This is a genomic window from Curtobacterium sp. MCBD17_021 (assembly GCF_003234525.1).
GTDB lineage: Bacteria > Actinomycetota > Actinomycetes > Actinomycetales > Microbacteriaceae > Curtobacterium.
The window spans coordinates 36,400-58,257 of record NZ_QKTS01000008.1 but is presented as its reverse complement, the minus strand read 5'-3'; the positions used below and the strand labels follow the sequence as shown (position 1 = coordinate 58,257).

Here is a 21,858-nt window from a genome sequence, read left to right as displayed (position 1 = left end):
CGCTGGCCCGGCGAGGTGGGACGATGTGGGGATGACCGCCACGCTCGTCGCCAAGGGACTCGCCGGCGGCTACGCCGCCCGCACGCTGTTCGACTCCCTCGACCTCACGGTCGCCCCCGGTGACGTGATCGGCGTCGTCGGTGTGAACGGCGCCGGCAAGTCGACCCTGCTGCGCCTGCTGGCCGGGGTCGACGAGCCGCTCGACGGGACGGTGTCCCTGTCGCCGACGGACGCGTTCGTCGGCTGGCTGCCCCAGGAACACGAGCGCGTCCCCGGCGAGACCGTCGCCGGCTACGCCGCCCGCCGGACCGGCTGCGCCCAGGCCACGCTCGAGATGGACGCGACGGCCCTGGCCCTCGGCGAGCCGGACGCCGGTGACGCAGCCGCCGACCGTTACTCGGTCGCCCTCGAACGGTGGCTGGCGTCGGGCGCGGCGGACCTCGACGAGCGGATGCCGGTCGTGCTCGCGGACCTCGGGCTGACCCTCGACGCGCCCGACGGCTCGGTCACGGCCGAGTCGCTCATGACGTCGCTGTCCGGCGGGCAGGTGGCCCGGGTCGGACTGGCGGCGCTGCTGCTGTCCCGGTTCGACATCGTCCTGCTCGACGAGCCGACGAACGACCTGGACCTGGACGGGCTCGCCCGGCTCGAGGAGTTCGTGCGCGGCCTGCGCGGCGGGGTCGTCCTGGTCAGCCACGACCGCGAGTTCCTGGCGCGCTCGGTCACGGCGGTGCTCGAACTCGACCTGGCGCAGTCCTCGAACCGGTTGTTCGGCGGCGGGTACGACGCGTACCTCGAGGAGCGCGAGATCGCCCGCCAGCACAAGCGCGACGCCTACGACGAGTTCGCGGCGACGAAGGCCGACCTCGTCTCGCGTGCCCGGACGCAGCGCGAGTGGTCGAGCCAGGGCGTCCGCAACGCCATGAAGAAGGCGCCCGACAACGACAAGATCCGCCGCAAGGCCGCCAGCGAGTCGAGCGAGAAACAGGCGCAGAAGGTCCGTCAGATGGAGTCACGGATCGCCCGGCTGGACGAGGTCGAGGAGCCGCGCAAGGAGTGGCAGCTCGAGTTCACCATCGGGCAGGCGCCCCGGTCCTCGGCCGTCGTCGCGACCCTGTCGGACGCGACCTACGAGCAGGGTGACTTCACGCTCGGTCCGGTGTCGCTGCAGGTGAACGGTGGCGACCGCATCGGGATCACCGGTCCGAACGGTGCCGGCAAGTCGACGCTGCTCCGGGCACTGCTCGGGCGGCAGGCGCCGACGAGCGGCACGGCCTCGACCGGGTCGAGCGTCGCGGTGGGCGAGGTCGACCAGGCCCGCTCGCTGTTCACCGGTGCGGAGCCCCTGGCCGCGGTGTTCGAGGGCCTGGTGCCCGAGATGACCACGGCCGATGTCCGGACCCTGCTCGCGAAGTTCGGGCTGAAGGCCGAGCACGTCGGCCGCGCCGCGGGTGAGCTCTCCCCCGGTGAACGCACCCGCGCGGGGCTGGCGCTCCTGCAGGCCCGCGGGGTGAACGTGCTGGTCCTCGACGAGCCGACGAACCACCTGGACCTCGCGGCGATCGAGCAGCTCGAGCAGGCGCTCGAGACGTACGCGGGCACGCTCCTGCTCGTCACCCACGACCGGCGCATGCTCGACACCGTGCAGCTCGACCGGCAGTGGCGCGTCGAGGCGGGGCGGGTCACCGAGCGGTGAGGACCGACGAGCGCGGACGGAGCCGCGCCGTCAGTGCGCGCTGCGGTGGAACGGGCACCCGCCGCCCGATCGGGAGGCCCGCACCCGACCTCCTGAGGCGGGCTTCGTGGGCAGCCGGCGCCGGTTCACCTCGAGCCCCTCGTCGAGGACCGTCAACCGCGGGTCGCTGAGGGTCGCGACCGCCGAGGCGAGTGCGACGATCGCGAGCTTCTCACCCGGGCAACGGTGGCCGGTGGCGACGTCGCCGCCGCCGTGCGGCACGAAGGTCTCGATCGCCTCGTAGTCCTCGACACCGAGGAACCGCTCCGGATCGAACCGGTCCGCCGCTTCCCACGACCGGTCGTCGGTGTCGGTGCCGAGCAGGTCGAGCACCACCCGGCCGCCCTTGCGGAGGTGCTCACCGTCGAGTTCGACGTCCTCGGTCGCCCACCCCGGCAGCATCGGGACGAACGGAGCCGTCCGGCGGAGCTCCTGGGCGAACGCGGTCGCGACCGGCCTGCCGACCAACGAGCCCCCGGTCACCGACTCCTCCGCGATCCGGGCACGCCACTCGGGCCGGTCGTGCAGCTCCTTCGCGGCGAAGGCGACGAACCGGGCCACGGCGATGAGCGGTCGGAAGCTGTTCTGCAGTTCGATGCCGGCCGTCCGCGCCGGCAGGAGCACGCCGGAGCGGTCACGGTGCCACGCCCACTCGTACAGCGCCGTCCCCGCGGCCGGGTCGAGGTCACCGTCCCGGACGGCACGGACCAGCCGCTCGGCGTGCCGGTCCGACCACCGGCGGTTGACGGCCGCGAGCAGGTACTCCGGCGAGTACGGCACGCCGAAGCCATCGACGATCTGCGCGAGCCGCGCAGCCCAGCGGGTCTTGGCCGCGGCCGTCCCGGGCAGGCCAGCCCACTGCATCCCGGCGCGTCCGAACACGCCGACGGCGGCGTCGTAGGCGGTCCGCCCGCCCCCACCGAGCCACTCGTCGAGTTCACGGTGCCACTCCTGGGCGATGAGCGGGGTGAGCCGCGCGACCTGCTCGTCCTCGTAGGCCACGTCGACGAAGGTCGCCTTGCGGTGCCGGTGCTCCTCGCCGTCAAGGCTGTGCACCGAGCCGTTGCCGAACAGCGTCTGCTGCACGATCGCCGGCATCGCACCGTGCCGGGTGATCCTGTCGCCGTCGTAGAAGAGCCCGACGCCCTCGGCACCGCGGACGAGCAGCGCATCGCGGAACAGGAAGCGCATCGGCACCGCCCGAGCGCCGTCCGACGCGCGCCGCCAGATGTGTGCGCCGAAGCCGTAGCCGCGGGTGAGCAGGGACGGGGAGTCGTCGACAGCCATGTCCCCATGGTGCCGACGGCTCCCCGGCCGTCCTCTCGGGAGCGCCCGTCAGGCGGGACGGAGGCCGAGCAGCGTGAGGACCTCGGCGCACTCCTCGGCCGGGGTGCGGTCGGCGGCGACGGTGACGTGCGCCTCGTCCGCCTGCGGCGGCTCGAGCGTCGCCAGCTGCGAGGCGAGCAACGACGTCGGCATGAAGTGCCCGGACCGCGAGGACATCCGCTGCTCGAGGAGCGACCGGTCCCCCGCGACGTGCACGAACACCACCCCGGAGGCCCGCAGCACGTCCCGGTAGGACCGCTTCAGCGCCGAGCAGGTCACCACGCCGTTCGTCCCGGCGTCGAGGTGCCCGCGGATCCAGTCGGCGACGACGTCGAGCCACGGCCAGCGGTCCTCGTCGGTCAGGGGTGTCCCCGCCTGCATCTTCGCGACGTTCGCCTCGGGGTGCATGTCGTCCCCCTCGGCGAACGCCCACCCGAGCTCGTCGGCGACCATCGCGGCGACGGTCGACTTGCCCGAGCCGGACACGCCCATGACCACGAGCACCCGCGCGTCGAGCGGCACCGGCTGCTGGTCGGTCGCGCGTCCGCTCATCGGATGAAGACCCCCGCGACGAGCACGCCGACCAGCCCCGTGACCGAGATGAGGCACTCGAGCACCGACCACGTCTTGAACGTCTGCCCGACGGTCGTGTTGAGGTACCCCTTGACGAGCCAGAACCCGGCGTCGTTCACGTGCGACAGGAAGACCGACCCGGCACCGATGGCGAGCACGAGCAGCGAGGTCATCGGGGACGAGAGGTCCTGCGCGATCGGGGCCATGATGCCCGCGGCGGTGACGGTCGCGACTGTCGCGGACCCGGTGGCGACGCGGACGAGCGCCGACACCACCCATGCGACGAGCAGCACCGACACGCCGGACTCCTGCACGGCGTCGGCGATCACGCCCCCGATGCCCGTGTCGATGAGCACCTGCTTGAAGCCGCCGCCCGCGCCGACGATGAGCAGGACGCCGGCCACGGGCGGCAGGGCGCTCTCGAGGGACTTCGCGACGGCTGAGCGGTCCATGCCGCCGCCGATCGCGAAGAACACCATCGCGTAGACGGTGGCGATGCCGATCGCGATCATCGGGGTACCGAGGAAGTCGAGCACGCCGACCCACGCGCCGCCGGCGTCCGGCATCGTGGCTTCCCGGATCGCCTGCGCGAGCATGAGCACGACGGGCAGCAGGATCCCGACGAGGGCGACCGCGAAGGAGGGGCTGCGCGGTTCGGTGATGACCCGGGTGAAGTCGCTCTTCCCGTTCGGCAGGGACGCCGTGTCCTGCGTGGCGGGGCCGCGCCGCGCCTCCCGACCGGGGTGCGCGGGATCCGCGTCCCGCGAGCCGAACATGTCCGGTGCCGGGACGTCGACCCAGCGGGCCGCGAAGCGGGCGAACACCGGACCGGCCACGACGATGACGGGGATCGCGAGCACGATGCCGAAGGCGAGGGTGGTGCCGAGGTTCGCGCCGACCGTCGAGACGGCCACGAGCGGACCGGGGTGCGGCGGGACGAACGCGTGCATGGTCGACAGACCGGCGAGCGCCGGGATCGCGATCTTCATGATCGGGACGCCGCTGCGCTTCGCGACGAGCACGATGATCGGGATGAGGAGGACGAGGCCGACCTCGAAGAACATCGGGAGGCCGATCAGCGCGCCGATGAGGGCCATCGTCCAGGGCAGGGCGGCGGCGGATGAGCGACGGACGAGCGTGTCGACGACCCGGTCGGCGGCGCCGGAGTCGACGAGCAGCTTGCCGAACATCGACCCGAGGCCGACCAGGATGCCGACGCTCGTCATGGTCGCGCCGAAACCGTTGCCGAAGCTCGTGACGGTCTGTTCCGGGGCGAGTCCCGCGCCGAGGCCGACGCCGAGCGCCCCGATCGTCAGTGCGACGAACGGGTGCACCTTGAGCCAGGTGATGAGCGCGATGATCACCACGATGCCGAGGAGCGCCGCGATGACGAGCTGTGGGATCGTGCCCGACGGTTCGACGGGTTCGGGGCCCGCCGCGAGCAGGGTGCCCGCCGTCGACGTCTGGAGGTGAGGCATCTGCGCCCCTTCCTGGAGCAGCTCCTGCGCTGCTGCCGTCCTGCTGCTGGTGTCGGACCGGCCGGACGCTGATCACGCCCGTGGTCGCCGATCCAATAATCTGATTAATCAGACTACATCGTCGTCGCCCGCGCGCCACCCGGCGGTGCGGGCAGTGTGCCGCTGCAATGGACTCCGCGTCACACGTCCGCGTACCGCGGTCCGATCAGGAGGAACGATGCCGACACCGCGCGGGCTGCACGCCCACGTGCTCGACACGCTCGGGCGGCGCATCGTCGACGGCGCGGTCGCCCCGGGGACGGTGCTCCGACCGGAGGAGATCGCCGCCGAGTTCGGCGTGTCACGATCCGTCGTCCGCGAGGCACTCCGTGTGCTCCAGTCGCTCAGCATGGTCCGGCCGCGCCAACGCGTCGGCACCCAGGTGCTGCCCTCGTCGGACTGGGAACTCCTCGCCCCGTCGGTGATCCGGTGGCGCGGTGCCTCCGGCGCCTACTTCACCCAGCAGCGCGAACTGCTCGAACTCCGGCTCGGGATCGAACCGGTCGCCGCCGCCCTCACCGCGGACCGTGGCGGACCGGCCGCCGACGCCGTGCTCGTCGCCGCCCGCGAGATGGTCGACGCCGCCGGACGCGGGGACGGGCGCGCCTACCTCGAGGCGGACGTGCGCTTCCACCGCGCCCTGCTCACCGGGTCGGGCAACACGGTCTTCGCCCACTTCGCGCACACGGTCGAGGCGCTGCTGCGCACCCGGACGAGCGAGTCCCGCGACACGATCACCGCCTGGACCGCCGAAACCGCCGCCCGCCACGAGGCCGTCGGTCACGCGGTCGTCGACCGGGAGGCCCGGCTCGCCTCCGACGCCGCCGCCGCCCTGGTGCGCACCACGCGGGACGAGTTCGTCGCCGAGGCGCGCTGACCGGTCGTCCTTCAGCGCCCGCCGAACGGCCGTTTCCGCAGGCCGCGGAGCCGCAGGCGCATCGTCACCGTGCCGAGCCACCGGTCGTACTTGAAGCCGACCCGTCCCATCCGGCCGATCTCCTCGAACCCGAGCCGCTCGTGCAACCGGATCGACGCGTCCGCGGACCGGTCGGCGATCACGGCGATCACCTCGCGCACACCGGCCGCGCGGCACGCCTCGAGCAGTGCCTCCATGAGGGCACGGCCGAGGCCCTTCCCCCCGGAGGCAGCGCCGAGGTAGATCGAGTCCTCGACCACGTGGTTCGACCGGTCCCGCGGGTTCCAGGGCTCGACGAGCGCGTAGCCGAGCACCTGACCGGACGGCGCCTGGGCGACCAGGAACGGCAGTTTCCGCCGCTGGAGTTCGTCGTACCGGCGCTTCCACGCGGCGAAGGTGAAGGCCGCCGCGTCGAACGTCACCGAGGAGTTCCGGACGTAGTGCGTGTGGATCTCGCGCACCTCGGGCAGGTCCGCCGTCGTCGCCGGTCGGATCGCGTACGTGAAGACCGGTGCCGGCGGGGCCGGGGCACGCAGGTGTCGCGGCAGGCTCCGCCGCTGCTGGTATTCCTCCTCGAGCACGGCACGAGCCTACGGGAGGCCCGTCACGGCTCCGTCGGCAGGGTCCAGTCGACGGGGTCGGCACCCTGGGCGACGAGCAGGTCGTCGACGGCGGAGAACGGTCGGCTGCCGAAGAACCCACGGGAGGCGCTCAGCGGGCTCGGGTGCGCCGAGGCGACGACTGGGGTGTCGCCGAGGAACGGCCGGACCGATGCCGCCTGTGCGCCCCAGAGCACGGCGACGAGGGGACGGTCGCGGGCGACGAGGGCCCGGACGGCCTGCTCCGTGACCGTCTCCCACCCCTTGCCGCGGTGACTGGCGGGTGCGCCGACGCCGACGGTGAGCACCCGGTTGAGCAACAGCACACCCTGCCGGGACCACGCCCGCAGGTCGCCGTGCTGCGGGGGCGTCACGCCGAGGTCGTCGGCGAGCTCCCGGTAGACGTTCTGCAGGCTCCTCGGGACCGGGCGCACGTGCTGGTCGACGGCGAAGGACAGTCCGATCGGGTGTCCCGGCGTCGGGTACGGGTCCTGCCCGACGACGAGCACCTTGACGCGGTCGAACGGGTCCTCGAAGGCACGGAGGACGGCCGGTCCGGCGGGCAGGTACGGTCGGCCTGCCTCGGTCTCGGCACGGAGCCAGGCACCGATGCGGTGGACCTCGTCCTCGACCGGTGCGAGCGCCTCGGCCCAACCCGGGTCGACCAGCTCGGCGAGGGGCTTCGGCTGCACGCTAGGCGCCCATGGTGGCGACCGAGACGGACTCCTCGCCCGCCATCACCCGCCAGACGCTCCCGGTGCCGTGGACCTCGAGCGCGCCCTCGCCGACGACGAGCGCGGTGTCCTCGTCGATGGCCAGGCCCGCCGTGACGAACTCGGCCTCGGCGCTCGCGATGAGGCGGGCGAGGGTGCCGGCCTGCACGGCGTGGACGTCGATGGTCAGGTCGACGAGGCCCAGTCCTTCACGGAGCTCGACCTCGTCGAGGCCCTCGGACGCGCCCTCGGGGCAGATCTCGACGCCGCCGATGCGGAAGCCGCCGACCAGGGCCCGGTCCGCGGCGATCATCGCGCCGGCGGAGTACCCGAGGTACGGCAGGCCGTCGGAGACGAGCAGGCGGATCTGGTCGACGAGCGGCGTGACGGCGTGCAGGTAGTCGGGCGTGCGACCGCCGCTGACGACGAGGGCGTCGACGTCGCTGAGGACCGTCGTGTCGAAGGCCCCGCCGGCGGGGACCTCGGTGACCAGGACCTCGGCCGCGCGGGCGCCGCCGAGGACCTCGGCGATGTCGGCGGTCGAGCCGGGCGAGGTGCCGTCGGTGCCGGCCACGGACAGCAGTCCGATCCGGGGCACGGTGCGGCCCACGGCAGCGGAGCGCGCCGTGGCCTCGGCGGTGAAGGCGGCGGCGACGTCCGCGGCGGCGAACGGTCCGCCACCGACCAGGTGGATGCTCACGACTCGGCCGTCACCGGAGCGAGCGCGCTCCACGGGAAGGTGATCCACCCGTCGACCCGACGCCAGACGTGGTCCGGCTCGAGCACGGTGCCCGGCTTCGAGTAGAGGCAGGCGCTCCGGACGTCGGCTCCGGCGCTGCGGATGATGTCGACCACGAGCGCGAGGGTGCGGCCCGAGTCCGAGACGTCGTCGACGACCAGGACCCGCTTGCCGGCGAGGCTCGGGGCGTCGAGTGCCGGCGCGAGCACGACGGGCTCCTCGAGGCGCTGCTCGACGTCGGTGTAGAACTCGACGTTGATCGAGCCGCACTCCTTCGTGCCGAGTGCGTACGCCACGGCTCCGGCGATGATGAGGCCGCCACGCGCGACGGCGACGACCACCTCGGGCTCGAACCCGGCGGACAGGACGTCCTTGGCGAGCAGCCGTGCGGCGTCACCGAACTCGAGCCAGCCGAGCACCTCCGGTCCGCTCGTCACGGTCACGGTCGACGAGGCGGACGGCTCCGCGGGTTCGCTGCTGATCGGCATCCGCCCACGGTACCGGCAGGGGTCCCCCGCCCGCGACCCGTGGTCACCGCCCGGGCGCTGCGTCCTGCCCCTTCGGCGTGAGCCGCCCGCGCGCGAGCTTGTGCTGCGCCGACTGCGCCACCGGACGGACCGTCACGAGGTCGAGGTTGACGTGCGCGGGCAGCTCGACGGCGTGCACGATCGCCTCGGCGACGTCGTCGGCCACCAACGGCGCCTCGACGCCGTCGTAGACGGCCGCGGCCGCCGCGGTGTCGCCGCCGAACCGGACCACGGAGAACTCCTCGGTCTTCACCATCCCGGGGGCGATCTCCACGACGCGGATCGGCTCGCCGTTCAACTCCAGCCGGAGCACCCCGACGAGGGCGTGCTCGGCGTGCTTCGCCGCGACGTAGCCGCCGCCGTTCTCGTAGGTCACGAACCCGGCGGTGCTCGTCACCGTGACGACGTCGGCACCGCCCGTCGCGGCCGCACGACGGCGCAGGGCCGGCAGCAGTGCCGCGGTGACCCGCTTGGTGCCGAGGACGTTCACCTCGAACATCGCACGCCAGTCGTCGACGTCGGACTCCTCCACCGATGCCGAGCCGAAGGCCCCGCCGGCGTTGTTGACGAGGACGTCCGCACCGCCGAGGGCGTCCACGTGGGCAGCGAGCGCCGACACGTCCGCGTCCGAGGTGACGTCGACGACGAGGGTGTCCGCCCCGGTCTCCGCGGCGAGCGCCTCGAGACGGTCGGCTCGTCGGGCGACGGCGAGGACGTCCCACCCGTGCTGACGGAAGAGCCGGACGGTGGCGGCTCCGATGCCCGAGCTGGCTCCGGTGACGACGGCTCGACGGTTGGTCATGGTGCTCCTCGTGGTGGTCGGTGGTGCCGGGTGTCGTCAACGCTACCGACACGCCGGGGCCCCCGGACGGTAACGTGCGGTGGATGACGACGGACGCCGCCCCTCCCGCGCCCTCGGTCCCGGTGGGACGGCTCGACCCGGGTCGGGCGGGACGTCGGATCCCGATGTGGGACACCGCCCGGTTCCTCGCGGTAACACTCGTGGTGATCGGGCACGCGATCCAGCGGCAGACCGCGGGCAGCGAGCACGCGCTCGCGCTGTACACGTTCATCTACGCGTTCCACATGCCCGCGTTCGGCGTGATCAGCGGGTACTTCTCGTCCGCGGACACCCCGACGGCGAAGCGGATGCGGCGGACCTTCACGGACATCGTCGTGCCGTACATCGTGATGCAGACGATCTGGACCGTGGTGCAGGCGCTCGTCGAGGGCGGCAAGGAGTTCAACCCCACGAAGCCGACGTGGACGCTGTGGTTCCTGCTGGCGCTGGGGATCTTCCGGTTGATCCTGCCGTACCTGGCGCAGCTGCGATGGCCGTTGCTCTGGGCCGTGGTGTTGAGCATCGGGGTGGGGTACTTCGACAACGTCGACTCGACGCTGTCGCTGTCGCGGGCGATCAGTCTGCTGCCGTTCTTCCTGCTCGGCTGGCAGGTGCGGCAGTGGGGGGTGTTCGACCGCTGGTACGAGGCGCCCCGGCGGATCGTCATCCGGGTCCGGGTCGCTGCTGCGCTGCTGTTCGCCGTGTGGGCGGTGGCCTGCGTGCTGTTCATCCCGCAGTTCAAGCAGTTCGACCTGCACCACTGGTTCTTCTACGACGACTCGTACTCGGGTCTCGGCGAGGACACGTGGTGGGCCGGTGGGGTCCGGTTCGGGCTGATGCTGTTCGCGGCGCTGCTGACGGCGGCGTTCCTGCTGCTCGTGCCGCGGCGGACTATGTGGTTGACCAGGTTCGGCGCGGCGACGATGTACGTCTACCTGCTGCACACGTTCGTGCTCTACCCGATCCGCGAGTCCGGCGTCCTGGCCGGGGAGCACTCGGCGTGGCCGTACGTGCTCCTCATGGTGCTGTTGGCGTGTGGCGTAAGTCTGTTCCTGGCGCAGCCGTTCGTCCGGCGTGGGATGCGGTGGTTGCTCGAGCCGAAGGTCGACTGGCTGTTCCGTCGCGACCCGGTCTGACCCGCAGCCTCAGGAGCGCAGGGTGTCGCTCGGTCGTTCGCCGAACCGCACGGCGTAGTACCCGGCGAAGCGGCCGAGGTGTGCGAACCCGTACTCCCGGGCCACCGCCGCGACGCTGACCTCGCCGGGTCGGGCGTCGGCGAGCGCGGTCCGGACCCGTCGGAGTCGGGCTTCGCGGAGGGTCTCGAGCGGCGTGGGGAGGTCGTTGCGCCCGAACGCCTGTTGGAGCCCCCGTTGGCTGAGACCGGCCGCCTGGGCGATGTCGGCGGCGGTGACGGGTTCCCCGAGGTGTTCCTCGATGTAGTCGAGCGCCCGGGCGACGTTGCGGGGGTGTCCGACGTGACGGGGTGCCGCGGGGACGGGGGCGAAGGCGTCGAGCATCCGGCGGCTGACGGCGTCGACGTGTCGAGCGCGCTCGAGTCGGTCGGCGGCGGGGTCGAGGAGGACGGGGGTGGACGCGGCGAGCACGGCGCGGAGGGCGGCGAGGCTGGCGGCGTCGGGGCGGCGGGCGAAGACGAGCGGCCCTGGGCTGGTGCCGGTGCGGGCCGCGTGCAGGTCCTCGAGGGCGCGGGCGTCGACGTCGATGGTGTGCAGCGTGACGCCGGCGGGTGCCTCGATGGTGAAGGGTCGGCCGGTCGGGTAGACGGCTGGGACGCCCGCCTCGGCGACGAGTTCGTCGTCGGTGCCGGCGTCGAAGGCGACCTGTCCGTCGTGCGCCCAGGTGACGAGGTAGCGCCCCTCCGGTTCGATCCGGCCCCAGCGGCGGGCGCTCAGGGCGGAGCTGCGGAGGCGGAGTCGGTCGTCGCCGACGGCGCGGAAGCGGAACCCGAAGGGGCGGGACCCGTCCTGGGTGAGTCGGACCTGCTGGGCGTTGTGCACGCGCTCGTAGAACCCCATGGCCTCGTCGAGGTCCCGGCCGGCGACGTCGTCCCGGCGGACGGGCGGGCGCTCGGGGCCGCGGTGCGGGTCGCGGTTCGGGGGCGGCGTCGGAGAGGTCATGACGGCGACACTGTAGGACATCCGTCGGGCGCGGACGCCGCCGGTGTCCCCACACGACGTTTCCCGGCCCGACCCGGATGAACCGTCGCATGCCGCACTCGGGCTGTGCTGTCAAGCCCCTGACGGGGTGACGGTGCCCGTCGTAGCGTCGTGTCACCGCCGACACGCTCCGGTTCGACACGCCGACCTCCGTCGGCTGCCCGTGCGGCCGGCGGCCGAGGAACCCCATGAGCACGTACCGGTCCGAGCCCGACGTCCCACCGGCTCGCATCGACTCCCTCGTCCGACACCGCATGTCCGTCCGACAGGCGATGCCGATCCCGTTGCCGCCGCTGTCCCCGATGCGGTACTCGGACTTCTTCGTCGACCAGGGTCGGTCGGTCACCAGCGCACGCTGACGGCGTCCCGGTCCGACGGGAGGCCCGTCCGCCGTCCCCGCTGCGCGTTACGTCCGACGACGGGCGCGCTGGTGCCCGCCCGGCCACCTGCGTAGCGTGACGGGCGACGGACAGACGCGGCGGTCCTCCCGACACCGCGCCCGTGTCGATGCACCCGTGTCGACCCGACGACCACGGTGACGGAAGAGGAGCTCCCGATGACCACGAACGACGCAGCCGCCTGGCGGTTCGAGACCACGCAGGTGCACGCGGGTGCCGCTCCGGACCCGACGACGGGTGCCCGGGCGACCCCGATCTACAAGACGACCTCGTACGTGTTCGAGAACTCGGACCACGCGCGGGACCTGTTCGCGCTGGCGCAGCCGGGCAACATCTACTCGCGGATCATGAACCCGACGAACGACGTCGTCGAGCAGCGCATCGCCGCACTCGAGGGCGGCACCGGGGCGCTGCTGGTGTCGAGCGGCCAGGCGGCGGAGACCTACGCCGTGCTCAACATCGCCGGGGCCGGTGACCACATCGTGTCGTCGTCGTCGATCTACGGCGGGACGTACAACCTGTTCAAGTACACGCTCGCCAAGCTCGGCATCGAGACCACGTTCGTCGAGGACCAGGACGACCCCGAGGAGTGGCGTCGCGCGGTCCGTCCGAACACGAAGCTGTTCTTCGCCGAGACGATCGGCAACCCGCGCATCAACGTGCTCGACATCGAGACCGTCGCCGGCGTCGCACACGAGTCCGGCGTCCCGCTCATCGTCGACAACACGATCGCCACGCCGTACCTGATCCGTCCGTTCGAGCACGGGGCGGACATCGTCGTGCACTCGGCGACGAAGTTCCTGGGCGGGCACGGCACCGTCATCGGTGGGGTCATCGTCGACGGCGGCACCTTCGCCTGGTCGGAGCACGCCGAGCGGTTCCCGGAGTTCAGCACGCCGGACCCGTCGTACCACGGGGCGGTCTTCTCGCAGGCCGTCGGCGACGCCCTGGCCTACATCGTCAAGGCGCGGGTGCAGCTGCTCCGCGACCTCGGGGCGTCGAACTCCCCCGACACGGCGTTCGCGCTGCTGCAGGGCATCGAGACGTTGAGCCTGCGCATCGAGCGACACGTGTCGAACGCGCAGGAGATCGCGGAGTGGCTCGACCGACACCCGGACGTCGCCACGGTGGCCTACGCGGGCCTGCCGACGAGCCCGTGGTACCCGGCGGCGACGAAGTACGCCCCGCGCGGTGTCGGTGCGGTGCTGTCGTTCGAACTCAAGGGCGGTGTCGACGCGGGACGTGCGCTGGTGGACGAGCTGCAGCTGTTCTCGCACCTGGCGAACATCGGCGACGTCCGCTCGCTCGTGATCCACCCGGCGTCCACGACCCACTCGCAGCTGACCCCCGAGCAGCAGCTCACCACCGGGGTCACCCCGGGCCTGGTGCGCCTGTCGGTCGGCATCGAGAACGTCGAGGACCTCAAGGCCGACCTCGAGGCCGGGCTCGCCGCAGCGCGAGCCGTCGCCCAGGCGGGCCTGCGCGCCTGACCCCGGCACGACGCGACGTGGGCGGGTCCCCGCAGCGGTACCCCGTCGCGCGGACCCGTCCACGGCGCGTTCTGCGGGCCGTCGCGACGTAACACGGCGGCGGTGCGGCGGGCCTCCCGGCAGACTGGACGCACGATGGACTGGCAGACGACCCCCGAGGACTCCGTGCCGTCCACCCTGGTGCCGGGTGCCGAGCTCCGCACGCTCGGCAAACCACCCGTGACGGGTGCGTGGCGACCGGGTGACCCGCCCGGGGCTCGACGCTTCGAGGACCTCGGCGAGCAGTCCGTCCGCGGCGGGCTCATCCCCGCCGTCCGCGTGGCCTACGAGACCTGGGGGACGCTCTCCCCCGCCCGGGACAACGCCGTCCTGGTGTTCCACGCGCTCACCGGTGACTCCCACGTCACCGGTCCGGCCGGCCCCGGGCACCGCACCGCCGGTTGGTGGGGCGACGTCGTCGGCCCCGGTCGCGCGATCGACACCGACCGGTGGTTCGTCGTCGCGCCGAACATGCTCGGTGGCTGCCAGGGCACCACCGGACCGTCATCGCTGGCTCCGGACGGCGTGGAGTGGGGCTCCCGCTTCCCGTTCGTCACTGTCCGCGACCAGGTGGCGACCCAGGTCCGGTTGGCGGACCGACTCGGGATCGACCGGTTCGCTGCCGTCGTCGGCGGCTCGATGGGCGGCATGCACGCTCTCGAACTCGCCGTCACCGCGCCGGAGCGGGTCGCACGGGTGGCGGTGCTCGCGACCACGGCGCAGACCACGGCGGACCAGATCGCAGCGAACTCCCTGCAGCGTGCCGCGATCCAGATGGACCCCGGGTTCGCCGGCGGTGACCACCACGACGCCGAACCCGGCGAGGGGCCGCACCGTGGGCTCGCCCTCGCGCGGCGGATGGCGATGATGACCTACCGGGCCTCCGACGAGCTGAACGGTCGGTTCGCCCGGTCGTGGCAGAGCGACGTCTCCCCGCTCGGCGACGACGGTCGTTTCTCGGTGGAGAGCTACCTGGACTTCCACGGCAACAAGTTCACCCGCCGCTTCGACGCGGCCTCGTACGTCGCCCTCACCCATGCGATGGACTCACACGACGTCGGAGCCGGCCGCGGCGGGGTGGCTCAGGCGCTCGCCCGCGTGACCGCCAGGACCCTCGTCGTCGGCGTCTCGAGCGACCGGCTGTTCCCGGTCGAGGACCAGCACCGCATCGCCGCCGGAGTGCCCGACACGCTGGATGGCGACCGGGCCGCGGTGATCACGAGCGAGTTCGGTCACGACGGGTTCCTGATCGAACACGAGGCCGTCGGGGCACACCTGCGGCGCCTGCTCGACTGATCGGGGGGCAACCGTGTCCCCGGAAGACGGGACACCCGCAGACCGATCCGTCGACCCCCGCGCGCCGAAGGCCCCACAACGGGTGTCGCCCGTGGAATGATGCAGAGTGCACGGTCTCGACCAGTGCTCGGTTTCCCAAGACCAACCAGCTCTCCCGAACCAGGAACAGCCAGGACCAACGATGGAACTCCTCGCGCAGGAACGCGACCGCCTCCTCCGGTCGACGACGCGTGTCGTGGGCATCGTCTGCGCGCTCGTGAGCGTCGTGGGCGTGGCCACGTCGCTCGCCGTACCCGTCCTGCCGCTCGTCGTCGGGTTCACGTGCATCGCCGTCATGGTCGGTGCACTCGTCGCCTTCGGGTGGAACGGGTCGACCTGGTGGACCGCCCTCACGGTGCTGAGCGGCCTCGGCGCCGTCGCGGTCCTCGCCACCGCCGTCGCCCCGGAGGACCGGGCACTCATCGCGAGTGCGCTCGTGCCGCTCGCCGGCGGCGGCCTGGCCTCCCTCCTCATGGCGCAACGCGGGCACCCCGTGGGCCTCGGCATCGCGGCGTCCGCCGGCGTCGTCTCCGTCGCCCTGATGTCCTGGGCGAGCGGCACCGTCCTCTCCCTGCCCGTCAGCGGTGTGCTGCTCGGCTGGGTCCTCGTCGCGGTCATCGCCGTGTGGATCAGCCGGAGCATCCCGCGCGTGGCCCGACGCATCTACACGATCGGGACGGCACACCGCGCCGAACGGCAGGCCAGCGAGACCGAGGCGCAGCGTCGGCAAGGAGCACGACTCCTGCACGACACCGTCCTGGCGACCCTGACCCTCCTCGCCCACTCCGGTGTGGGCGTGTCCGAGCAGGCCATGCGCGAGCAAGCCGCCGAGGACGCCCGGCTCCTCCGTCACCTCCGCCTCGGCGCGACGCCGCAGCCGCAGCAGTCCGGCGACTACTCGCTCACCCGCACCGAGGAGTCCCCCCTCGGTCAGACCCTCGAGTCGGTGAAGCAGCGGTTCGGTCGGATGGGACTCGAGGTCGCCTGGCACGGCACCGGGCAGGTCCTCCTGCCGACGCACGTCCTCGACGCGTTCCTGCTCGCGCTCGGCGAGTGCCTCGAGAACGTCCGTCGGCACGCCGGGGTCCCCGAGGCGCACGTCACGATCGTGCACGACGAGGCGATGGTCCGCGCGATGGTCACCGACTCCGGCGTCGGCTTCGAGCTCGACTCCGTCAGCTCCGAACGACTCGGCTTCAAGGAGAGCGTCGTGAACCGCCTGCGCGAGGTCGGCGGCGACGCCCGGCTCTTCTCCGCGCCGGGCTCCGGCACCACGGTCGTGCTGGAGGCACCACGGTGAGCCGCATCCCCGAGGACACGATGAGCCGCGGCCTCCCCGGCGAACCGAGCGCGCCCCGCACCCGCCGGGAGGCCCGTGAGCGGTACCGGGGCACCGAGCGTCGGCAGGCCCGCGGTCTCCCCTCAACGTCGACCGGCGCCCGCTCCCTCCGCCAGGCGGCCCAGCCCGGCGCGTCCCTCGGAGCCGGACACCTCGGGCTCGGTGCGGCCGTCCTGACCGGCCTCGAGGCGCTCGGCGGCATCGTGTTCTTCCTCGCGCACTGGGACGACTACGGCAACCCCTGGTTCACCGCCAGCGCGTGGCTCCTCTTCGTCGCCGCGGCCACCTGCGTCATCGGCATCGTCCTCACCTACGGCGAGCGGCTGACCGGCCTGGCGTTCGGTCTCATCTGCGTCGTGCTCGCCGGCGTCGTCGCGCTCGACTTCATCGGGATCTGGTCCCAGCACGACGTCGGGCACACCTCGACCGCCTCGATGGCGGCCGGTTTCGCCCTCCTGCCGATCACGACCCTCCGACCCGCGCGCGAGGTCATCGCGGCGATCGTCGCCCTCGGTCTGGCCTTCGTCGTCTACGCGGTGGTCTCCACCCCGATCAGCCCCGAGACGCTCCCCGGCCTCGTGACCCTCCTGTCCGTGACGGTCGTGCCGCCGTCGATCGCGCTCTTCGTCGTGCACCGGTTCCGCCAGCTCGTGCAGCGCGAACTCGACCGGGTGCTCGTGCAGAGCAACGTCGGCGCCCCGCAGTTCGCCGTCGGGATGCTCGCGTCGGACGAACTCGCCCGACTCGACCTCGCCGCCGAGAAGCTCCTCGACGCGGTCGCGAACGGCTCCGACCCGCTGCCGCTGTCCGACGCGTCCGCTTCCGTCGCCGCCTCCCTCGCGACCGAACTCCGCCTGCACCTCATCGAGGGGCGTCGCGAGACGTGGCTGTACCACGCCATCACCGAGTCGGACCGGCTCGGACGGGCCGTCGCCGTCGCCGACCCGGGCGCCCTCGCCGGACACCTGTCCCCGGCGCAGCGCGACGGTCTGCTCCAGGCCCTCTGGCAGATGGTCGGCGACGGCCGGAGCCAGCAGCCCGGCTCCCCCGTCGTCTCGGTCACCCTCGGGCCGGTCGGGACCGACGGTCACCCGGTCAGCGACGACCGGATGGACGTCCCCGTCGTGATCGAGTCCCGCGGGGTCCCCCGTCGGCGCCTCGGGCCCGCAGCGTGGGCCGCCCTCCAACGCATCGGCCCGTACACCGACAGCGTGCGGGACGGCGTGCTCCACGTCACCGCGCACTGCGTCGTCGACCGGCACCCGCAGATGTGACGCACCCCGCGCCTCCCGGCACCGACGACGTGCGTCAAGCGGACAACCAGGCCAGCCTCCCCAGACCGGACCACCGACCCTCCTAGGATCGGCAGGCCCCGGACGGACACCACGAGAAAGGACGCCGAGCATGGCGACTCCAGCGGAACCGATCAGACTCGCACTCGTCGACGACCACCGGATGCTCCTCAGCGCCCTGACCGAGTGGATCCGCAACGCCGCGGACGACATCCAGATGGTCACCGCGGTCACCACGTGGCCCGAGCTGCTCACCAGCCCGGGGTTCCCGGTCGACGTCGTGCTGCTCGACCTCGACCTCAAGGACTCCATCCCGGTGTCGCTGAAGATCTCGACGCTGAAGACCGCCGGCGTGAAGACCGTCGTGATGAGCACGTACTCGGAGCCCAACGTCGTCCGCGAGGCACTCGGTGCCGGTGCCCTCGGCTACCTCGTCAAGAGCGAGGACGCGGCCATGATCGTCGAGGCGATCCGGTCGGCACAGCGGGGCGAGCAGTACGTCTCCGCCGAACTCGACCTCGCCATCAACTCCGGTGACGTCGGTGGCGTCCCGAAGCTCAGCGCGCAGGAGCGTCGTGTGATGGCGCTCTACGGCGGTGGGGAGCCCGTGAAGAGCGTGGCGTACCAACTCGGCATCTCCGAGGAGACCGCGAAGAGCTACCTCAAGCGCATCCGCGAGAAGTACCGGGTCGCCGGCTTCGACGTGGGCACGAAGGTCGCGCTCCGGAAGCGGGCGATCACCGACGGCATCATCGTCCAGGACGGCACCCCGCACGGGCTGTAGGGGTCGCGCGCGGGCGGCGGCGGCTCGGCTCGCCCTGCCCCGCCCGGCCTCGCCCGCCCCGCCAGGTTCCCGAATTGCGGCATCTCGAGCGTCGAGATGCCGCAGTCGTGGAACCGGGACGGTGCGCGCGCGGCGCGTCGTGGAACCGCGACGAGCGCAGCCGGGCGCGTCGAAGCGCTCCGCACTCGGGAGGCGCGGCACGGGTGAGCGCGCCCGGTCACGTCCGGCGAACGCCGGGCCGGGGACGCGTCAGTGCGTGGACACGACCTCGCGGATCGGGCCGGTGCTCGCGCCCGCCGTCCGCAGCGCCGCTGCGCGACGCTTCGAGCGGCCCTCCACCGCGTAGCTGATCACCGCGACGACGACGCCGAGCAGCGCCAGACCGATGCCGAGCCACCCCGGCGCGAGGAACCCGAAGCCGGCCGCGATGACCGCCCCGCCGAGGGCCGCTCCGAGCGAGTTGCCGAGGTTGAACGCCGAGTGGTTGAGTGCTGCCGCGATGGTCCGGGCGTCGCCGGCGATGTCCATCAGGCGGGACTGCACCGCCGGCGGGATCGCGGACGAGGTCGCACCGAGCAGGAACGCGCCGACGAAGAGCCCGACGACCCACTGCGCGGTGAGCACCGTCACGAGCAGCGCGCCGATCAGCGCGAACAGCCCGACGAAGATGGTGGCCTTCACGCTGTGGTCGGCCAGGAACCCGCCGAGCAGCCCGCCGACGACCATCCCCAGCCCGACGACGACGAGCACCAGGGGAACGGTGGACTCCGACAGCCCGGTGACGTTCTGCACGAGCGGCGAGATGTACGAGTAGACGGCGAAGAACCCGCCGAACCCGACCGCGCCCAGGCTCATCACGATCCAGGCCTGCGGCAGGCGGAAGACCCGGAGCTCGCGGCCGATGGTCGCGTGGAGGTCCCGCGCGCTGCGGGGGACGAACGCGGAGACCGCGAGGAAGGTCAGGGCGAACAGGGCGGCGACGACGCCGTAGGCGACCCGCCAGCTCGCGACCTGCCCGATCCACGTGACCGCGGGGACGCCGACGACGTTCGCGACGGAGAGGCCGAGGAGCACGAGCGCGATGCCCTTGCCGCGCTTCCCCGGCCCCATGATGTCGCCGGCGACGATCGAGGCGATGCCGAAGTACGCGCCGTGCGGGAGTCCGGCGACCAAGCGTGCGACGACGACGAGCCCGAAGGACGGCAACACCGCACTGGCGACCGTCGCGACCGCGAACCCGATCAGCAGCACCATGAGCAAGCCCTTGCGGGGGAACCTGGCCGACATCGCGGCGATCGTCGGCGCTCCGACGACCACGCCGAGCGCGTACGCGCTGACGAGCCATCCCGCGTGCGCGACGCCGCTCTCCGGGTCGGCCGCGTACTGCCCGGGCAGGAGCGCCTCGGCGATGTTCGGCAGCAGACCCATCGCGACGAACTCCGTCGTGCCGATGGCGAAGCCACCGAGCGCGAGGGCGAGGATGGCGAGCGTGCGGCGGGCTGGCGTGAGCTGCGACATGGGACCTGTTCTCGTGCCGGAGCACGGTGGGGACGAGCATGGCGGGGGCGAGCACGATCGAGACGGGCGCGGTGGGGCCGAGCACGCCGTGTTCGGGTGCCGGGCCAGTGTAGACCGCTCCAACCGGCGACGAAAGAAGTAGCACGAATCGATTCGACGAGCACGTCCTACGCGCCGCTTCCAGGACGACGAACGCAATCGTGCGCACCGGAATTCCCCGTCGGCGCGACCGCGTTCATCGTGTCGCCCCCTACGGGCGTCGCAGCGCTCAGGCCGCGCGCTGCTCCGCCGTCTGCTCGGCACGACGCGCAGTCGAGCTCCGCGCCTCCGGCAGTTCGTCGCGGTGTATCCACCCACTGCCGCACTCGGAGCAGCTCGCCCAGGCGTGCTGGCCGTCGTCGGAGGAGTCGATGACGACCGAGGGGAGGTCGCAGTCCGGGCACCAACCGCCATGCATCATGAGCGGGCTCCTTCCGTCGTGGGTGTCGGTGCTCGTGCACCGGCTGATGGAACCAGCACACACCCCACCGCCGACATCGCAGGAACGTCGGCGGCGTGTCGGGCGGGTGCGCACCGGCCGCACACCGGGCTGGTCATCCCCTGTGCGATCGGTTCTCGCGAGACGGTGTCGTCACGGCTGCGTTAAGTTCAGGGGACACGCCGCTTTCCATGGGGGGAACACAACGGTGACTGCCCCAACAGACCTGTCGGCATTCGCATTGCCCGACCTCACGTACGACTTCGCCGATGCCGACTCGGTCGCACGGGCCTGTGACGCCGCGCAGTCCGCGGTCGCCTTCGACTCGTCGTCACGAGCTGCCCTGGTCCTGCTCGGTGGCACGGACTTCGCGGGCGATTTCGCGGAGACGTTCCGGGCGAACGCCGCCATCGCGCAGGAGGACTCGCGCGAACTCACCACCAAGCTCGGAGAGATCGCACAGGGAATCCGGCGACTGAGCGAGGCCGCGCGCGAAGAGAACGCTCATCGCCGCGACGCACGTGCTTGGCGTGATCGCGTGCTGGCGCGCAGAGCGGAAGGCCGAGCGGTTCACTTGGAAAGAGGAAGTGCAATGGTGAACTGGCGTCGAGCGGCGCGGGTGGTGCTGTTCCCATCACTCATCGTGTCCCTGACCGGGTGCACGGTAGAATCGCAGCCCGCGCCGGAGGACTACGTGGGCTCCTGGCAGCTACAGGCCGAGAACGGGGAATCACCAGCGCGCGTCACCCTCGGGGAGGACCACACGTACACCGCAGAGGATCTGCCGCGAGCGCTCGCCTGTCGGCTCCAGATCGCCGCCGGAAGCCCTCCCGGGTGCCGAGGTGGTAGCCCTTCGGTGAGTTTCTCCGGGACATGGCGACTGGCGGACGGGAACCCACGCGAACTCTGGCTGGAGTACAACGACTTCCTCGTGCGCAGGGCTGTCCGCGATGGCGACCACCTCGGCTTCTTCGTGCGATCAGTCGAGGCACCACGACCTGACTACGTGTTCTACAGGACGTCTTCGACTTGACTGCGAACTGGACCGCCGAATGTCATCACAGGTGACGTTCAACGGCAGCCGCGCTGCGAGTCGCCGCGATGGTGATCCTGTCCATGGTCGCGGCCACGCCCTGCACCGGGGCAGCCGGCGGCCACGGTCCGTTCTCGCGGGTCCCCGAATGGTTCAGATGGAAAGAAGAAGCGCGGTGGTGACAGGACGTCGTGCGGGGATCACCGGACTGCTGGCGGCGATGACCGTGGCGTTGACCGGCTGCACCCTGCCAGCGAAGCCCGGGCCCCAGGACTACGTCGGGACGTGGCGGCTGCAGACGGCGAGCGGGGCCGCGGCTGCGCGGTTCGAGGTCGCAGACGACCACACCTACACCGCACACGACATCCCGGCGTCGATCGCGTGCGGAACGAAGGTCTACTCGGGCAGCCTGGGCTTCTACACCTACACGCTCGATGCACCCCGCCCGGACTACGTCTTCACACGCGATTCGTCGATGAGTCGCTGACCGGT

General features: G+C 72.1%; 21 protein-coding genes. 11 read left to right on the top strand and 10 right to left on the bottom strand.

Translation table 11 applies throughout. The features are described from left to right. Positions 1-31 precede the first annotated feature (31 nt). Positions 32-1,696, top strand: a complete 1,665-nt coding sequence (locus tag DEI83_RS09010; RefSeq protein WP_111081628.1) for an ABC-F family ATP-binding cassette domain-containing protein — start codon at positions 32-34, stop codon at positions 1,694-1,696. Between the two features lie 30 nt (positions 1,697-1,726). Here DEI83_RS09010 and DEI83_RS09005 read toward each other — a convergent pair whose 3' ends face one another. From DEI83_RS09005 to DEI83_RS08995, 3 genes are read right to left on the bottom strand one after another with little or no spacing between them, the layout of a single operon-like run. Further along, positions 1,727-3,022 carry a cytochrome P450 gene (locus DEI83_RS09005; RefSeq protein ID WP_111081627.1) on the bottom strand — a complete coding sequence of 432 codons (1,296 nt, stop codon included), beginning with the start codon at positions 3,020-3,022 and terminating at the stop codon, positions 1,727-1,729. Between the two features lie 48 nt (positions 3,023-3,070). Further along, a complete protein-coding gene (locus tag DEI83_RS09000; protein ID WP_111081626.1) occupies positions 3,071-3,613 on the bottom strand; it encodes a gluconokinase in 543 nt (180 codons plus the stop codon). After that, positions 3,610-5,112 (bottom strand): GntP family permease, encoded by a 1,503-nt coding sequence (locus DEI83_RS08995; RefSeq protein WP_111081625.1) that lies wholly within the window; start codon positions 5,110-5,112, stop codon positions 3,610-3,612. The genes DEI83_RS09000 and DEI83_RS08995 overlap by 4 nt, the downstream gene beginning before the upstream one ends. A 217-nt stretch (positions 5,113-5,329) precedes the next feature. On the opposite strand from DEI83_RS08995, the gene DEI83_RS08990 reads away from it, so the two are divergent. Continuing rightward, complete coding sequence (locus tag DEI83_RS08990) at positions 5,330-6,028, top strand: FadR/GntR family transcriptional regulator (protein WP_111081624.1); 699 nt, start codon at positions 5,330-5,332, stop codon at positions 6,026-6,028. Positions 6,029-6,039: 11 nt separating this feature from the next. On the opposite strand, the gene DEI83_RS08985 is transcribed toward DEI83_RS08990, so the two are convergent. The 5 genes from DEI83_RS08985 to DEI83_RS08965 are packed head-to-tail and all read right to left on the bottom strand — an operon-like array spanning position 6,040 to position 9,447. Continuing rightward, the gene (locus DEI83_RS08985) at positions 6,040-6,648 is read right to left on the bottom strand and encodes a GNAT family N-acetyltransferase (RefSeq protein WP_111081623.1); all 609 of its coding nucleotides are present in this window, start codon (positions 6,646-6,648) and stop codon (positions 6,040-6,042) included. A gap of 23 nt (positions 6,649-6,671) precedes the next feature. Beyond that, the gene (locus DEI83_RS08980; protein WP_111081622.1) at positions 6,672-7,358 is read right to left on the bottom strand and encodes a uracil-DNA glycosylase; all 687 of its coding nucleotides are present in this window, start codon (positions 7,356-7,358) and stop codon (positions 6,672-6,674) included. Position 7,359: 1 nt separating this feature from the next. After that, entirely contained in the window at positions 7,360-8,079 is a 720-nt protein-coding gene (locus DEI83_RS08975) for a Type 1 glutamine amidotransferase-like domain-containing protein (RefSeq protein WP_181431142.1), read from the bottom strand. Then, positions 8,076-8,606 carry a phosphoribosyltransferase gene (locus tag DEI83_RS08970; protein ID WP_181431141.1) on the bottom strand — a complete coding sequence of 177 codons (531 nt, stop codon included), beginning with the start codon at positions 8,604-8,606 and terminating at the stop codon, positions 8,076-8,078. The genes DEI83_RS08975 and DEI83_RS08970 overlap by 4 nt, the downstream gene beginning before the upstream one ends. Positions 8,607-8,649: 43 nt before the next feature. Further along, positions 8,650-9,447 carry an SDR family oxidoreductase gene (locus DEI83_RS08965; RefSeq protein ID WP_111081621.1) on the bottom strand — a complete coding sequence of 266 codons (798 nt, stop codon included), beginning with the start codon at positions 9,445-9,447 and terminating at the stop codon, positions 8,650-8,652. Between the two features lie 83 nt (positions 9,448-9,530). Here DEI83_RS08965 and DEI83_RS08960 point away from each other — a divergent pair, with 83 nt between their 5' ends. Then, entirely contained in the window at positions 9,531-10,622 is a 1,092-nt protein-coding gene (locus tag DEI83_RS08960) for an acyltransferase family protein (RefSeq protein ID WP_111081620.1), read from the top strand. Positions 10,623-10,631: 9 nt separating this feature from the next. Here the strand turns inward: DEI83_RS08960 and DEI83_RS08955 are convergent, their stop codons facing one another. Continuing rightward, positions 10,632-11,621, bottom strand: a complete 990-nt coding sequence (locus DEI83_RS08955; RefSeq protein ID WP_146243278.1) for a helix-turn-helix transcriptional regulator — start codon at positions 11,619-11,621, stop codon at positions 10,632-10,634. Between the two features lie 227 nt (positions 11,622-11,848). On the opposite strand from DEI83_RS08955, the gene DEI83_RS15910 reads away from it, so the two are divergent. The 6 genes from DEI83_RS15910 (at position 11,849) to DEI83_RS08930 (ending at position 18,337) form a co-directional block, all read left to right on the top strand. After that, the gene (locus tag DEI83_RS15910; RefSeq protein WP_181431140.1) at positions 11,849-12,019 is read left to right on the top strand and encodes a hypothetical protein; all 171 of its coding nucleotides are present in this window, start codon (positions 11,849-11,851) and stop codon (positions 12,017-12,019) included. Positions 12,020-12,216: 197 nt separating this feature from the next. Beyond that, complete coding sequence (locus DEI83_RS08950; protein ID WP_111081694.1) at positions 12,217-13,548, top strand: bifunctional o-acetylhomoserine/o-acetylserine sulfhydrylase; 1,332 nt, start codon at positions 12,217-12,219, stop codon at positions 13,546-13,548. Between the two features lie 135 nt (positions 13,549-13,683). Beyond that, on the top strand, positions 13,684-14,883 hold the full coding sequence (locus DEI83_RS08945) for a homoserine O-acetyltransferase (RefSeq protein ID WP_111081618.1): 1,200 nt from the start codon (positions 13,684-13,686) through the stop codon (positions 14,881-14,883). A 181-nt stretch (positions 14,884-15,064) separates the two neighbouring features. Continuing rightward, on the top strand, positions 15,065-16,222 hold the full coding sequence (locus DEI83_RS08940; RefSeq protein ID WP_111081617.1) for a sensor histidine kinase: 1,158 nt from the start codon (positions 15,065-15,067) through the stop codon (positions 16,220-16,222). Further along, positions 16,219-17,535 carry a hypothetical protein gene (locus tag DEI83_RS08935; protein WP_111081616.1) on the top strand — a complete coding sequence of 439 codons (1,317 nt, stop codon included), beginning with the start codon at positions 16,219-16,221 and terminating at the stop codon, positions 17,533-17,535. The genes DEI83_RS08940 and DEI83_RS08935 overlap by 4 nt, the downstream gene beginning before the upstream one ends. A gap of 130 nt (positions 17,536-17,665) precedes the next feature. Beyond that, on the top strand, positions 17,666-18,337 hold the full coding sequence (locus tag DEI83_RS08930; RefSeq protein ID WP_111052750.1) for a response regulator transcription factor: 672 nt from the start codon (positions 17,666-17,668) through the stop codon (positions 18,335-18,337). 249 nt (positions 18,338-18,586) lie between these two features. Here DEI83_RS08930 and DEI83_RS08925 read toward each other — a convergent pair whose 3' ends face one another. Beyond that, on the bottom strand, positions 18,587-19,855 hold the full coding sequence (locus tag DEI83_RS08925) for an MFS transporter (protein ID WP_111081615.1): 1,269 nt from the start codon (positions 19,853-19,855) through the stop codon (positions 18,587-18,589). A gap of 686 nt (positions 19,856-20,541) precedes the next feature. Here DEI83_RS08925 and DEI83_RS15700 point away from each other — a divergent pair. Then, positions 20,542-21,366, top strand: coding sequence for a hypothetical protein (locus DEI83_RS15700; RefSeq protein WP_146243277.1), 825 nt, complete (start codon positions 20,542-20,544; stop codon positions 21,364-21,366). 178 nt (positions 21,367-21,544) lie between these two features. Continuing rightward, positions 21,545-21,853: a hypothetical protein gene (locus DEI83_RS08910; RefSeq protein WP_146241587.1), complete on the top strand. Its 309-nt coding sequence runs from the start codon at positions 21,545-21,547 to the stop codon at positions 21,851-21,853. Positions 21,854-21,858 lie beyond the last annotated feature (5 nt).

Bases quoted from the DNA above. Each gene is read 5' to 3' on its own strand.
- DEI83_RS08940 (WP_111081617.1), top strand. From the start codon at position 15,065: ATGGAACTCCTCGCGCAGGAACGCGACCGCCTCCTCCGGTCGACGACG.
- DEI83_RS08950 (WP_111081694.1), top strand. From the start codon at position 12,217: ATGACCACGAACGACGCAGCCGCCTGGCGGTTCGAGACCACGCAGGTG.
- DEI83_RS08930 (WP_111052750.1), top strand. From the start codon at position 17,666: ATGGCGACTCCAGCGGAACCGATCAGACTCGCACTCGTCGACGACCAC.
- DEI83_RS08990 (WP_111081624.1), top strand. From the start codon at position 5,330: ATGCCGACACCGCGCGGGCTGCACGCCCACGTGCTCGACACGCTCGGG.
- DEI83_RS09000 (WP_111081626.1), bottom strand. From the start codon at position 3,613: ATGAGCGGACGCGCGACCGACCAGCAGCCGGTGCCGCTCGACGCGCGG.
- DEI83_RS08955 (WP_146243278.1), bottom strand. From the start codon at position 11,621: ATGACCTCTCCGACGCCGCCCCCGAACCGCGACCCGCACCGCGGCCCC.
- DEI83_RS08945 (WP_111081618.1), top strand. From the start codon at position 13,684: ATGGACTGGCAGACGACCCCCGAGGACTCCGTGCCGTCCACCCTGGTG.
- DEI83_RS08960 (WP_111081620.1), top strand. From the start codon at position 9,531: ATGACGACGGACGCCGCCCCTCCCGCGCCCTCGGTCCCGGTGGGACGG.
- DEI83_RS08965 (WP_111081621.1), bottom strand. From the start codon at position 9,447: ATGACCAACCGTCGAGCCGTCGTCACCGGAGCCAGCTCGGGCATCGGA.
- DEI83_RS09010 (WP_111081628.1), top strand. From the start codon at position 32: ATGACCGCCACGCTCGTCGCCAAGGGACTCGCCGGCGGCTACGCCGCC.
- DEI83_RS08995 (WP_111081625.1), bottom strand. From the start codon at position 5,112: ATGCCTCACCTCCAGACGTCGACGGCGGGCACCCTGCTCGCGGCGGGC.
- DEI83_RS08925 (WP_111081615.1), bottom strand. From the start codon at position 19,855: ATGTCGCAGCTCACGCCAGCCCGCCGCACGCTCGCCATCCTCGCCCTC.
- DEI83_RS09005 (WP_111081627.1), bottom strand. From the start codon at position 3,022: ATGGCTGTCGACGACTCCCCGTCCCTGCTCACCCGCGGCTACGGCTTC.
- DEI83_RS15910 (WP_181431140.1), top strand. From the start codon at position 11,849: ATGAGCACGTACCGGTCCGAGCCCGACGTCCCACCGGCTCGCATCGAC.
- DEI83_RS08970 (WP_181431141.1), bottom strand. From the start codon at position 8,606: ATGCCGATCAGCAGCGAACCCGCGGAGCCGTCCGCCTCGTCGACCGTG.